The following is an 11,985-nucleotide window of genomic DNA, read 5'->3' on the forward strand; positions in this document are numbered from 1 at the left end:
CCGTCTTCGGGCCTCAGGTCAAGGGATCGTGCGGGATTCGTTCAAGCCGCGGCGACTCCACCGGCCGTAGCGTCGCGGGCATGATCCTCGTTACCGGCGGGCTCGGCATGATCGGCGCCCACACCGCCCGTGCCCTGCTCGACCTCGGCCAGCAGGTCGTCGTCACCTCGCATCGCAGCACCGACGTACCGTCGTTCCTGGCCGGCGAGGCCACGGTCGAACGGCTCGACGTGACCGACCGGGAGGCGTTCCTGGCGCTCGGGCAGCGGTACGAGATCACCGACATCGTGCATCTCGCGGGCAGCATCCCCGCGGACGATCCGGTGGCGTACTTCCGTACGGACACGACTGGGTTGTTGAATGCGCTCGACGCGGCGCGGTCCTGGAACGTGCGGCGATTCGCGGTCGCGAGCAGCATCGGCGTCTACACCGGCCGAAGCGAAAACCCTTGGCACGAAGGGCTCGAACTACCGGACGCGGAACTGCCGCACCTGATCGTCGCATTCAAGAAGGCGGTCGAACCGCTCACTATCCACGCCTTGCAGGGATCCGGCGTACACCCGATCCTGCTGCGGATCGGCTCGACCTGGGGACCGCTGATGGACCCGGAGTCCCCGTTCAACTTCGTCCCGCCGTACGTCAGCGCTCTCCAGCGAGGCGAGCAGCCGGCCCCGTTACGCGCGGGCGAAGGCGGCGACTCGTGCTATGCGCCGGATGCGGGGCGCGCGATCGCTTTACTCACGACGGCGGAGACGCTGAATCACACCATTTACAACGTCTCCAGCGGTCGCCCGGCGATGCAGAGCGAGTTCGCCGAGGCCTTGCAGATCGAGACCGTACCCGGAGGCCAACTGACCCCGCACCTCGACATCAGCCGGCTCACCGCAGACACCGGGTTCATACCGCAGTACGAACCCTCGGCAGCGGTCGCGCACTACGTCGCCTGGCGCTCCAAGAACCCCCGCTGAGGCAGCCATCGATCTGCAATTCAACAGGACGTACATGACTACGCACCCACGACCGCACGCGGCGCGGATGCTCGATGGGGTGGGCAGTGGGCGTATACGTACTGTCGAACTGCAGCCCGGTCGAGTGGTTGGATGTAGGGGTGCTGGTTTTGTTGTGCGGGACGTCGTTCTCCGGGAAGAGCACGATCGCCCGAGCGCTGGCACCACGGCTGGCGGCGCAGATCGTCAGCCTCGACGAGATCAACGAACGCCGTGGGTTGTGGGGCGGCGACGGGATTGTGGTCGAGGAGTGGGTGCGGACTCTCCAGATAGCGCACGGGGAGGTGCGGGAGCTGCTGGCGGCGGGTAGGTCGGTGGTTGTCGACGACACGAGTTCGCCGCGGTTCCTGCGTGATGAGTGGCGGGCGCTGGCGGGTGAGGTGGGTGCGCGGTTCACCTTGCTGTACGTCGATGTGGACCACGCGACCGTCCGTCGCCGGCACGCCGCGAACCGGGTTGATTCGCAGCGGCGGGACGTTGCCGATGACGTACTCGATCAGCATCTCGCCGGCTTCGAAGTGCCGGCGGCCGACGAGGGTGCTGTCCGGGTGGCGGGGGTCGATCAGGCGTGCAGGATCGGGTGGTAGATGAGCTCTTGCAGGTGGGTGTCGAGGGTTCGGGAATCGACCTGCTCGAGGTCGAAGTCGGCAGCGCCGGCGAAGATCGGATCGGCTCCGGTGCGGCCGCTGATGACCGGGAACAGTGTGACCTGGACCCGGTCGACCAGGCCGGCTGCCATCAGCGAGCGGTTCATCGCGACGCTGCCGAGGGAACGCAACGGCACGGCGGACTGCTGCTTGAGCTTCGCAACCACAGTCGAGGCGTCACCGGTTTCGAGCGTTGCGTTCGTCCAGGCGAGCGGCGCTTGCAGCGTCGACGACACGACCGTGGTCGGGACGGTGAGCATGCGGAGGTTGACCGGGTCGTCGAGCTGCGCCTCCTCGACACTGGGCCCGAGGATTTCGAGGAACTGCCGGTAGGTGTTGGCGCCGAGCACCACGTGCACGTCGTCGCGGTACAGCTCGACGCGCCGCTCGATGAACTCCGGGCCGGCCTTGCTCCAGTAGCCGCCCCAGTCGCCGTTCTCGTCGTACGACCCGAATCCGTCGAGCGTGCAGAAGATGTCCCAGGTGTACGTCGCGCTCATCATGCTCTCCTCGGTCCGTCGGCTGTTACCCGTACGACGAACACTCCGAGCGCAATCCGACACCAGCGCCGTCAGAAGACCCGAGGCTAACCGCCGGAGATGCCTAGTTCGGCTTCGGTTAGGTCGGCGGTCAGGCCGTCGGTGTCGTCGAGCCAGCCTTGGGGCAGGACGATGTGGTTGCGGGGGCTGCCTTGGCGGCCGCGGGGGGCGCCTAGTTCGGCGACCGGGAAGGGGACGGTCGGGTCCAGCTCGGAGAGGAGCTCGTCGAGGCGGGCGAGGGAGTCGACCATGCCGAGCGCGGCGCGCAGTTCGCCGCCGGCCGGGAAGCCCTTCAGGTACCACGGCACGTGCTTGCGGAAGTCCCGCAGCCCGCGCTGCTCCCCCATGAGCTCGGCAAGCAGCTCACCGTGCCGCCGCATCACCTTCGCGACCTCACCGAGCGTCGGCAGCCCGAGAGTCTCTTCGCCGGCGAACGCCGCCGCCAGGTCGCGGAACAGCCACGGCCGCCCGAGACACCCACGCCCGACGATCACCCCGGCACACCCGGTCTCGGCGACCATCCGGAGCGCGTCACCGGCCTCCCAGATGTCACCGTTGCCGAGCACCGGGATGTCGACATGCTCAACCAGCGCAGCGATCGCTGACCAGTCCGCCTGACCCGAGTACGCCTGCACCGCCGTCCGGCCGTGCAACCCGATCGCAGCAGCACCGGAGTCCGAGGCGATCTGACCGGCGTCCAGGTACGTCTGGTGAGCGGGATCGATCCCGATCCGGGTCTTCATCGTCACCGGCACGCCGTACGGGGTCGCGGCATGCACCGCGGACCGCAGGATCGCGCCGAGCAGATTCCGCTTCCAGGGCAGGGCAGCGCCGCCGCCCTTCCGGGTCACCTTCGGAACCGGGCAGCCGAAGTTCAGGTCGACGTGCGCGACACCGTACTGATCGCAGAGGATCTGCACGGCCTTCCCGATGTACGTCGGATCGACGCCGTACAACTGCACCGAGCGGACCGTCTCGCTGGCGTCGAACGTGAGCATGTCCAGCGACTTCTGATCGCCCTCGACGATGCCGCGGGACGTGATCATCTCGCAGACGTACAGCCCGGCACCCTGCTCGGCACACAGCCGCCGGTACGCCGCATTGGTGATGCCGGCCATCGGCGCCAGCACCACCGGCGTCCCGATCGTCAGATTGCCCAGCTTCAGCACGAGACCCTCTTTATGCCTTCTCGACCTGGACCTTGCCGGTGCCGGTGACCTGCGCCTGGTACGGCTGGACGGCGTTGGCGGTCGTGGTCACGTCGCACTTGATCGCCGGGCCGGCGGTGGCAACGACGCCGATCTCGTCCAGTTCGCAGGTCACCTTGGCGGCGCCGGGAGCGGCTCGGAGCACGGCGTCGATCACCTTCGCGCGGACGATCGCGACCTTCGCGGAGGTGAACTTGTACGACGCGCTGTACTGCTTCGCGTCGACGGTGAGCTTGCCGGTGAAGGGCTTACCGCCGTACGTCACCGTGCAGTCCAGCGAGTGCTGGCCGGCGGTCTCGACCTTGTCGATCCCCGGGCACTTGACCGTCGTCTTCGCCGCGCGGCCGGCCGCGACCTGGGTCTGCTTGGAGATCGCGAACGTGATCCGCTCGGCCAGCGGCGCGTCGTCCGCGGGCGCACCGGTCACCTTCGGCGTCGGCCAGGCGGTGCCGGGCGTCGGCAGCGGCGTCAGCGCAGGCGTCGACGCGGTCGGGATCGGCGTACTCGAAGACTCCGCGACCGTCGGCGCGCTGGAACTGGTCGTTGCCGAAGGAGTCGTACCCGCGTCCTTCTTGCTGTCCGAGCAGGACGTCAGCGCGAACGCCGCAAGCACTGTCAGGCCGGCCAGCAGCCCCCGTGAAGTCTTCATGTCAGCAACCCACCAGGTGCTGGGCGAGGTACCCGGTGACCTCGGTGAGGGCGACGCGTTCCTGTTTCATCGAGTCCCGTTCGCGAATCGTCACAGCGTGGTCCTCGAGGGTGTCGAAGTCGACGGTGATGCAGTACGGCGTACCGATCTCGTCCTGGCGGCGGTAGCGGCGGCCGATCGCACCGGCGTCGTCGAAGTCGACGTTCCAGTTCTGCCGCAGCTCGCCGGCCAGGTCGCGCGCCTTCGGCGACAGGTCGGCGTTGCGGGACAGTGGCAGCACGGCGGCCTTGACCGGCGCGAGCCGCGGGTCGAAGCGCAGCACCGTCCGCTTGTCGACGCCGCCCTTCGCGTTCGGTGCCTCGTCCTCGGTGTACGCGTCGAGCAGGAACGCGAGCACGTTGCGGGTCAGGCCGGCCGCGGGCTCGATGACGTACGGCGTCCAGCGCTCGCCCTTCTCCTGGTCGAAGTACGACAGGTCGGCGCCGGAGTGCTTGGAGTGCGTGGACAGGTCGAAGTCGGTACGGTTCGCGATGCCCTCGAGCTCGTCGAACTCCTTGCCGCCGAAGTTGAACCGGTACTCGATGTCGACGGTGCGCTTGGAGTAGTGGCTGAGCTTTTCCTTCGGGTGCTCGTAGAACCGCAGGTTGTCCGGGCTCAGCCCGAGGCCGGTGTACCAGTCCCAGCGGGCCTTCAGCCAGTACTCGTGCCAGTCCTCGTCGGTGCCGGGCTCGACGAAGAACTCCATCTCCATCTGCTCGAACTCGCGGGTCCGGAAGATGAAGTTGCCCGGGGTGATCTCGTTGCGGAAGCTCTTGCCGACCTGGGCGATCCCGAACGGCGGCTTCTTCCGCGCGGTGCCCATCACGTTCGCGAAGTTGATGAAGATGCCCTGCGCGGTCTCGGGCCGCAAGTAGTGCAGGCCCTCTTCGGACTCGACCGGGCCGAGGTACGTCTTGAGCAGGCCGTTGAACATCCGCGGCTCGGTGAAGGTGCCCTTGTTACCGCAGTTCGGGCAGGCGATCGCGGACAGCTCGACGGTCTCGGCGTCCTTGTTCTTCCGGCGGGCGTAGTCCTCGCGGAGGTGGTCGTCGCGGAACCGCTTGTGGCAGGACTGGCACTCGGTCAGCGGGTCGACGAACTCCGACAGGTGGCCGGAGGCCTCCCAGACCTGGGTCGGCAGGATCACCGAGGAGTCCAGGCCGACGATGTCGTCGCGGCCGGTGACCATCGTCCGCCACCACTGGGTGCGGACGTTGTTCTTCAGCTCGACGCCGAGCGGACCGTAGTCCCAGGCCGACTTGGTTCCGCCGTAGATCTCGCCGCACGGGTACACGAAGCCTCTCCGCTTGCTGAGGCTGACGACGGCATCGACGGTTTCCACGGGCACTTTTGGACTCCAGAACAGGTACAGAACAGGTACTGACAGATCTACGGAAGGAACCAGGCTATCGGTCCGGGGTGCCCGTCATCGAATCCTGTGCTACAGGAACAGGTCCTCGTACGCGGTCGGTTCGTCGATCGCCTGCGACAGCAGCGGCACGGCGGTCAGTTTCACCTCGTACGGCGAGAGGGCACGCCGGTAGCTCCCGATGTTCTCGAACTCCAGGGTCAGCGCGAGCAGCTCCGGGTCGTCGACGTTCCGCCCGGTCCGGGCCGCGACGAACCCTTTCTGCTGCCCGAGCACGTCCACCGCGGCCTGCAGCCGCTCGCCGAACCCGGCCTGCTCGGACTCTCCCACCCGGAACCTGATCACCACGAACACGGACCCAACCTTAGAACCTGGAACAATAGGTTCATGAGCACCCCCAGCAGCCCGTTGCGGCAGCGGATCACGAAGGCCAGTTATCCGTACGTCGCGAAGCTGCACGCCGCGCCCAAGCTGACGCTGCCAGGGATCACGCTGGTGCTCGCACTGGCCGGAGCGTTCGCTCCGGTCACGATCGGCGTGGTGGCGCTGGTGCTGCTCGCCCTGCTGCTCGGGTGGCTGGCGTTCCTGTCCTGGCCGGCGGTCACGACCGGGCCGCGGTTCATCCGGGTGTTCGCGGTCGTGCTGATCCTGCTGTTCGCGGTCTCCAGGATCGCCGGGCGCTAGGGCGTGGGATCAGGAGACACGCCCTAATCGCGGCCCAGGCTGTCGTACGCGGCTGCGACCGCGGCCTCGCGGAGCTCCGCGACGGGCTCGTGGTCGATCATCACGGCGCAGTCGGACAGGCCGCCGAGCGCGACCATGCAGCGCACCACGTCCGACAGCGACGGGCTGGTGCCGATCAGCAGCTCGGCCAGCGTTCCGCGCCATTCGATGAAGCGGTCGGCCAGCTTCAGCTCGTGCAGCACGGACAGGTCCCGGATCGCGAGCTGGATCAGCGCGCGGTGCCGGTAGGCGAGGTCGAAGTACGAACCGAGCAGCTCCCGGGCGGGGACGGGCGCCGCGGCCCGCTGTGCGGCGGCGTACGCCTCGAACTCGGCGATCATCGGCTCGACCAGGCTGTTCAGCAGGTCCTCGCGGGACGCGAAGTGGTAGTAGAGCGCGGGCTTCGTCACCCCGAGGCGGTCGGCGATGTCGCGCAGGCTGGTCTGCTGCACGCCCTGCACGGCGAACAGGTCGAGCGCGGCCTGCTGGATCCGTGCCCGGGTGTCACCGGTCCGTTGTCTCGGCATACGCCCAAGATTATCTGACCTTCCGTTAAGTAAGCCATTGACAACGCCCTGCCCGTTTACTTACCTTCCGATAAGTAAGGAGGCAGTGATGAAGGTTCTGATCTCAGGTGCGAGCGTGGCCGGACCGGTGCTCGCCTACTGGCTGCGCCGGTACGGTTTCGAGCCGGCGGTCGTCGAGCGGACGCCGGCCGCGCGGCACGGGCTCGGCGGGCATGCCGTCGACCTGTTCGCCCCGGCCGCGGAGGTGACCCGCCGGATGGGCTGCTGGGACGCGATCGACGCCGCCCGCACGCGGCTCGACGCGATGACGATCGAACGGTTCGGCAGGCGCCCGGTCGAGGTCGACCTCGGCCGGATGTACGCCGGGCTGTCCAGCCGGCACGTGGAGATCCTCCGCGGCGAGCTCACCAAGATCCTGTACGCGACCACCCGCGGCAGCGCGGAGTACTTGTTCGGCGACTCGATCGCGAGCCTGCACGACGACGGCGCCGGGGTCGACGTGACGTTCGACTCCGGGACGCAGCGCCGGTTCGACCTGGTGATCGGCGCCGACGGTCTGCACTCGAACGTCCGCCACCTCGCCTTCGGTCCCGAGGAGCAACTGCACCGGCCGCTCGGCGGGTACCTCGCGGTGTTCTCGATGCCCGACGTCTTCGGGGTCGGCAACCACATGCTCGCGCACTTCTCGGTCGGCAAGCTGGTCGGCATCTACGGCGTGCGCCAGACCGGTCAGGTCCGCGCAGGATTCCTGTTCCGGGCGCCGGAGTTGCAGTACGACTATCACGACAAGGACGAGCAGAAAGCCTTGCTGACCAAGGAGTTCAGCGACTACGGATGGAAGGTTCCGGCGCTGCTCCAGCAACTGGAGACGGCCGACGACTTCTACTTCGACTCGATCGCGCAGATCACTCTGGACTCGTGGACGTCCGGTCGCGTCGGGCTCGTCGGCGATGCGGGCTACTGTCCGGGGCCGGCTGTGGGCGGTGGCACGAGTCTGGCTGTGGTGGCGGCGTACATCCTGGCCGGTGAGCTCGCCGCCGCGCGCAGCGATCCGCCGTCCGGGCTCCGCAACTACGAGCGGATCATCCGGCCACTGGCCGACAGCAGTCGCCGGTTGAGCCCGAAGGTGATGGGCACGATCATCCCCAGCAGCCCGCTGGCGTTGCGCTTGATGCCGGCCGCAGCTGCTCTGCTGCCCAAGCTGCCGACGTCGGTACAGCGCCTCATCTGGTCGCAGAACGCAGTAGGCAAGGCACTGAACTCAGTCGCACTCCCCGACTACTCAGACCTCGTCCAGCCCGAGAGCGGTCAACCGGTCGCGTAAGCAGGACAGCTCCTTGGCAACGCGTTTAGCCAACGCCTGTTGGTTTCTGGGCGCACGCGGCCACACGTACACCTCTGACTCGAGGTGGTGGGTCAGTGGGTGGCCTCCACCAACCAGCCTGGTCAGACAGTCGTCCAGTACGCCAGTAGTCACACTCAACGGAGCAGGTGGTGCGGCATGGGCCGCCAGGTGCACATTCATCCGCCAGGCCGAGTGACCGGACAGCTGGTACGCCTGCGCGATGTCATCCACTCCCGGCCCGCCCCACTCGCGCAGCTGGCGCAGGTACCTCGGTACGCCGAGTTGACGCAGCACGTACTGGCCTGAGGCATCGGATGGGTCGACGAGGGTGGGAGCGACTGCCAACTGCGCCTTCACCACGTCCACGCCGGCTCGCCACAGCAGCTCGAACGACTCGTCCAGGTCCTCGAACTGCACCGCCAGGTGACAGGTGTCGAGGCCAAGCCCGATCCGCGACCTGCCGCCGTACGGACTCGAATAGCGATCCAGCCACGCTGCGGCCTGACCAACCATCTCCAGGACGCAACCGGGCACAGTCTCGACAGCGATCCGGATCCGCCGGCCGGTCCTGCTCTCCGTCCGTACCAGGTGCTGCTCGACCCGGTCGAACGCCTCGCGGGCGGCCAGGTTGCGCGCCTTCGACCACGGGGTCCGCCAGCCGAGCGGTACGGTCGAGATCGATCCGTACGGCGCATCGCTCGGCAGCAGTTCCGCGAGGATGTCGACGAGGTCGAGGGTGTAGCGGAGGCGTTCGGGATCTGCCCAGTCGGGGCAGTACAGGTTGGCGCCGGTCAGCTTGGCGGCGTGCGGGATGCCGTTCAGGCTCACGACCTCGAGCCGGTTGCGGTGCAACGCCCGCCGGAGCTTGCTGAGCGATGCCGGCGAGTTCGCGAGCCGATCGGCCAGCCGGTGCGGGAACCACAGCCCGACCGCGAGCGCCCGCACGTCGAGGGTTGCGCGCACCAGCCCCGCACAACCATCCAGGCCCGCGACGAGTTCGTCGAGGTCTGCCGCCGAATGCACCGTCGCGCAGTACCCGAGCTGAACCGTCGTGCCGTCCCGATGCCGGAATCTCATCCGCACTCCTCACCCCGTGTGGCCACGGAAGGTAAAGACCGACGGACGCTCCGTGACCTACTTGCAGGGTAAAGGTGCAGCGGCTACGCGGTAGGTTCCGGCGTGGCGACCAGATCGCGGGAGCGGTCGGCGACCGCCATCGCGGCCAGGGCGGTGGTGAGCGGAACGGCCGCGATGATGCCGAGGCTGCCGACCAGACCGCGGACGACCTCCATCGCCACCGACTCCGTGGAGATCACCGACAGCGTCGGCAGGTCCTGGATCGCGAACACAAGCAGCACCGGCATCGCTGCACCGGCGTACGCGAGCACGAGCGTGTTGACCACCGAGGCGACATGCGTACGCCCGATCCGCAGGCCGGCCGACATCAGCTCGCGCCGGCTCGCGGCGGGGTTGGCGGCGGACAGCTCCCACACCGCGGCCGCCTGCGTGACGGTGACGTCGTCGAGGACACCGAGCGCGCCGATCACCATCCCGGCCACCAAGAGGCCGGTGAGATCGAGATCCGGCGCGAACGACTTGGCCGCGGACGCGCCTTCGGCAGCAAACCCGCTCAGCTGCGAGAACTTGGTGAAGAACCAGCCGAGCAGCACCGTCAGCCCGAGCGCGGCGATCGTGCCGGCGAGCGCGATCGAGGACTCCGCGTTGATCCCGTGCGTCAGGAACACCGCGATGGTCATGATCACCGCGCCGCCGACGACCGCGACGAGGAGCGGATTCGAGCCGCTCAGGATCGCCGGCAGGATGAACCGCGTCAGCATCACCGCGGTCACCGCGAGCGCGATCAACGCGGCGAACCCACGCCAGCGCGACAGCGCCACGACCGCGATCGCGAAGATCACCGCGAGGATCAGCAGCGGCTTGGTCCGGTCATGGTCGACGTACTGGTACTTCTGGTCCAGCGGCGCGCCCTCCTGGACGCCGAGCATCACCTCCTGGCCGACCTTGACCGGGATCGCGGCGCCGCCGGCGGTCGGCAGCTGGACCGGCGCCAGCTGGCCCTTCTCGGGGCCGTTGCTCAGCTTCACGCTGGCCAGGTCGCACTTGTCCTTGGGATCGGGGCAGGCCTTGATCGCGGTGACTTCGCCGCGCGCCGTACTGGTCTGGTAGGAGTCGATCTTCACGCCGCCACCCGGCCAGAGCACGACCATCAGGACGACGGCGCCCACGATCAGCGGGACCAGGATCGCGGCGACCACGATCCGGACGCGGCGGGCGACGACCGCATCCGAATCCACCACGGACGTGTCGACCACATGATCGCCGTGGCTGTGCCCATGCCCATGCCCGTGCCCATGACCGTGGCCCGCTGGAATTTCGAGGGGCCGGCGGCGGTTGCCCCTGCGGTCGGCACGCCGTCTCCCGACATTGCGGCTGGCCATCGTGAACTCCCTGTTTTGACAACCACTTCCAGTTAAGATGAAAATGATTGTCATGAAATCTGGTCTTCGAGCACTTGTCGCCGGCGCAGCCGCCCTGGCCACCCTCACCCTGGCCGGGTGCGGTGGCTCCGCGGCCGACGGTACCGGGGACGGGAAGCTCGACGTCGTCGCATCGTTCTACCCGCTCGAGTTCATCGCCCGGACAGTGGGGGGCGACGCGGTGCACGTGACCACCCTGACCGCACCCGGCGTCGAGCCGCACGACCTCGAGCTGACCCCCAAACAGGTCGGGGCGATCGCGACCGCCAAGCTCGTCGTCTTCGAGAAGAACCTGCAGCCCGCCGTCGACGAGGCCGTCGAGCAGAACGCGAAGGACGCCGGCTTCGACATCGCGCCGGCCGCCCAGCTGGAGGCCACCGGCGCCGACTTCGAGGAGCACGAGGACGGTGCCGTCGCGCCCGCCGCGCACAAGGAGAACGCGCTCGACCCGCACTTCTGGCTCGATCCGGTGCGCTACGCGGCGGTCGTGAAGGCGGTCGAGGACAAGCTCGTGAGCCTCGACAGCGCGAACGCCGCCGGGTACCACGAGCGTGCGAAGGCGCTGCTCGCCCAGGTCGGCAAGCTCGACACCGACTACCGGACCGGTCTCGCGCACTGCAAACTCACCACGTTCGTGACGAGCCACGAGGCGTTCGCGTACCTGGCGAAGCGATACGGTCTGACGATGGTCGGGATCGCCGGGTTCGCGCCGGATGCGGAGCCGACGCCGAGCCGGATCAAGGAGGTCCAGGACCTCGTGAAGGCCCAGCACGTGACGACCATCTTCTACGAGGAGCTGGTGAGTCCGAAGGTGGCCGAGACGATCGCCCACGACGTCGGCGTACAGACCGCGGTGCTGAGCCCGATCGAGGGTCTGTCCGACGCCAACTCCAAGGAAACGTACCTGACCCTCATGCGGGACAACCTGCAAGAGCTCCAGAAAGCGAACACCTGCTCGTGAGTGACACCGCAGCAAGGGCCGTTCAGGTCGACGATCTGTCCGTCGAGCTGGGCGGTCGTTTGGTGCTTCGGGGCATCGATCTGCGGATCCGGCAGGGCGAGGTGGTGGCCGTGCTCGGCACCAACGGCTCTGGCAAGTCCACGCTGATCAAGACCATCGTCGGATTGCTTCCCGCGGCTCGTGGTGAGGTGCGGCTGTTCGGCACGCCGGTCCCCCGGTTCCGCGAGTGGCGCCAGGTCGGGTACGTGCCGCAGCGCATCACGGCCGCGGGCGGCGTACCGGCGACGGTCTACGAGGTGGTGTCGTCCGGCCTGCTGTCGAAGCGGCGAATGTTCGCGCCGCTCGGTGCCGCGGGCAAGCAGGCGATCGAGGAGGCACTCCAGGTCGTCGACATGTGGGACCGGCGCAAGGACGCGGTCGCCGAGCTGTCCGGTGGGCAGCAGCAGCGGGTGCTGATCGCGCGGGCGCTGGTG

The 11,985-nt window shown here is 68.0% G+C and carries 14 protein-coding genes; 6 read left to right on the top strand and 8 right to left on the bottom strand.

Features of this window, described 5'->3' with window-relative positions; genetic code table 11:
• The first annotated feature begins 80 nt into the window (after positions 1 to 80).
• A complete protein-coding gene (locus tag ACGFI6_RS00810; RefSeq protein WP_393114060.1) occupies positions 81 to 968 on the top strand; it encodes an NAD-dependent epimerase/dehydratase family protein in 888 nt (295 codons plus the stop codon).
• 74 nt (positions 969 to 1,042) lie between these two features.
• A complete protein-coding gene (locus ACGFI6_RS00815) occupies positions 1,043 to 1,594 on the top strand; it encodes an AAA family ATPase (RefSeq protein WP_393114062.1) in 552 nt (183 codons plus the stop codon).
• Here the strand turns inward: ACGFI6_RS00815 and ACGFI6_RS00820 are convergent.
• The 5 genes from ACGFI6_RS00820 to ACGFI6_RS00840 all read right to left on the bottom strand — a co-directional run bounded on the left by ACGFI6_RS00820 (position 1,570) and on the right by ACGFI6_RS00840 (position 5,812).
• Positions 1,570 to 2,154, bottom strand: a complete 585-nt coding sequence (locus ACGFI6_RS00820) for a dihydrofolate reductase family protein (protein WP_393114064.1) — start codon at positions 2,152 to 2,154, stop codon at positions 1,570 to 1,572. The genes ACGFI6_RS00815 and ACGFI6_RS00820 overlap by 25 nt on opposite strands.
• Positions 2,155 to 2,240: 86 nt before the next feature.
• Positions 2,241 to 3,362 (bottom strand): tRNA dihydrouridine synthase DusB, encoded by a 1,122-nt coding sequence (gene dusB, locus ACGFI6_RS00825; RefSeq protein WP_393114066.1) that lies wholly within the window; start codon positions 3,360 to 3,362, stop codon positions 2,241 to 2,243.
• A gap of 10 nt (positions 3,363 to 3,372) precedes the next feature.
• Positions 3,373 to 4,050 (bottom strand): hypothetical protein, encoded by a 678-nt coding sequence (locus tag ACGFI6_RS00830; protein WP_393114068.1) that lies wholly within the window; start codon positions 4,048 to 4,050, stop codon positions 3,373 to 3,375.
• Position 4,051: 1 nt separating this feature from the next.
• Complete coding sequence (locus tag ACGFI6_RS00835; RefSeq protein WP_393114070.1) at positions 4,052 to 5,437, bottom strand: glycine--tRNA ligase; 1,386 nt, start codon at positions 5,435 to 5,437, stop codon at positions 4,052 to 4,054.
• A gap of 93 nt (positions 5,438 to 5,530) precedes the next feature.
• A complete protein-coding gene (locus tag ACGFI6_RS00840; RefSeq protein ID WP_393114072.1) occupies positions 5,531 to 5,812 on the bottom strand; it encodes an antibiotic biosynthesis monooxygenase family protein in 282 nt (93 codons plus the stop codon).
• Positions 5,813 to 5,845: 33 nt separating this feature from the next.
• On the opposite strand from ACGFI6_RS00840, the gene ACGFI6_RS00845 reads away from it, so the two are divergent.
• Positions 5,846 to 6,142, top strand: coding sequence for a DUF6703 family protein (locus tag ACGFI6_RS00845; RefSeq protein WP_393114074.1), 297 nt, complete (start codon positions 5,846 to 5,848; stop codon positions 6,140 to 6,142).
• A 23-nt stretch (positions 6,143 to 6,165) separates the two neighbouring features.
• On the opposite strand, the gene ACGFI6_RS00850 is transcribed toward ACGFI6_RS00845, so the two are convergent.
• On the bottom strand, positions 6,166 to 6,708 hold the full coding sequence (locus ACGFI6_RS00850) for a TetR/AcrR family transcriptional regulator (RefSeq protein WP_393114076.1): 543 nt from the start codon (positions 6,706 to 6,708) through the stop codon (positions 6,166 to 6,168).
• Between the two features lie 88 nt (positions 6,709 to 6,796).
• Here ACGFI6_RS00850 and ACGFI6_RS00855 point away from each other — a divergent pair, with 88 nt between their 5' ends.
• Positions 6,797 to 8,032, top strand: coding sequence for an FAD-dependent monooxygenase (locus ACGFI6_RS00855; RefSeq protein ID WP_393114079.1), 1,236 nt, complete (start codon positions 6,797 to 6,799; stop codon positions 8,030 to 8,032).
• Here the strand turns inward: ACGFI6_RS00855 and eboE are convergent.
• Both eboE and ACGFI6_RS00865 read right to left on the bottom strand, forming a co-directional pair.
• Positions 7,991 to 9,130: a metabolite traffic protein EboE gene (gene eboE, locus ACGFI6_RS00860; protein ID WP_393114081.1), complete on the bottom strand. Its 1,140-nt coding sequence runs from the start codon at positions 9,128 to 9,130 to the stop codon at positions 7,991 to 7,993. The two genes, ACGFI6_RS00855 and eboE, sit on opposite strands and share 42 nt — an antisense overlap.
• An 83-nt stretch (positions 9,131 to 9,213) precedes the next feature.
• Entirely contained in the window at positions 9,214 to 10,386 is a 1,173-nt protein-coding gene (locus tag ACGFI6_RS00865) for a YibE/F family protein (protein WP_393114083.1), read from the bottom strand.
• 178 nt (positions 10,387 to 10,564) lie between these two features.
• Here ACGFI6_RS00865 and ACGFI6_RS00870 point away from each other — a divergent pair, with 178 nt between their 5' ends.
• Entirely contained in the window at positions 10,565 to 11,512 is a 948-nt protein-coding gene (locus ACGFI6_RS00870; RefSeq protein ID WP_393114086.1) for a metal ABC transporter substrate-binding protein, read from the top strand.
• Positions 11,509 to 11,985, top strand: a 477-nt coding sequence (locus tag ACGFI6_RS00875; RefSeq protein ID WP_393114088.1) for a metal ABC transporter ATP-binding protein, incomplete at its 3' end; no start/stop codon positions are given. The genes ACGFI6_RS00870 and ACGFI6_RS00875, both read left to right, overlap by 4 nt.

This window comes from Kribbella sp. NPDC048928 (genome assembly GCF_043197975.1).
Classification (GTDB): domain Bacteria; phylum Actinomycetota; class Actinomycetes; order Propionibacteriales; family Kribbellaceae; genus Kribbella.

Bases quoted from the DNA above. Each gene is read 5' to 3' on its own strand.
- ACGFI6_RS00810 (WP_393114060.1), top strand. From the start codon at position 81: ATGATCCTCGTTACCGGCGGGCTCGGCATGATCGGCGCCCACACCGCC.
- ACGFI6_RS00815 (WP_393114062.1), top strand. From the start codon at position 1,043: ATGGGGTGGGCAGTGGGCGTATACGTACTGTCGAACTGCAGCCCGGTC.
- ACGFI6_RS00820 (WP_393114064.1), bottom strand. From the start codon at position 2,154: ATGAGCGCGACGTACACCTGGGACATCTTCTGCACGCTCGACGGATTC.
- ACGFI6_RS00830 (WP_393114068.1), bottom strand. From the start codon at position 4,050: ATGAAGACTTCACGGGGGCTGCTGGCCGGCCTGACAGTGCTTGCGGCG.
- ACGFI6_RS00845 (WP_393114074.1), top strand. From the start codon at position 5,846: ATGAGCACCCCCAGCAGCCCGTTGCGGCAGCGGATCACGAAGGCCAGT.
- ACGFI6_RS00850 (WP_393114076.1), bottom strand. From the start codon at position 6,708: ATGCCGAGACAACGGACCGGTGACACCCGGGCACGGATCCAGCAGGCC.
- ACGFI6_RS00855 (WP_393114079.1), top strand. From the start codon at position 6,797: ATGAAGGTTCTGATCTCAGGTGCGAGCGTGGCCGGACCGGTGCTCGCC.
- eboE (WP_393114081.1), bottom strand. From the start codon at position 9,130: ATGAGATTCCGGCATCGGGACGGCACGACGGTTCAGCTCGGGTACTGC.
- ACGFI6_RS00870 (WP_393114086.1), top strand. From the start codon at position 10,565: ATGAAATCTGGTCTTCGAGCACTTGTCGCCGGCGCAGCCGCCCTGGCC.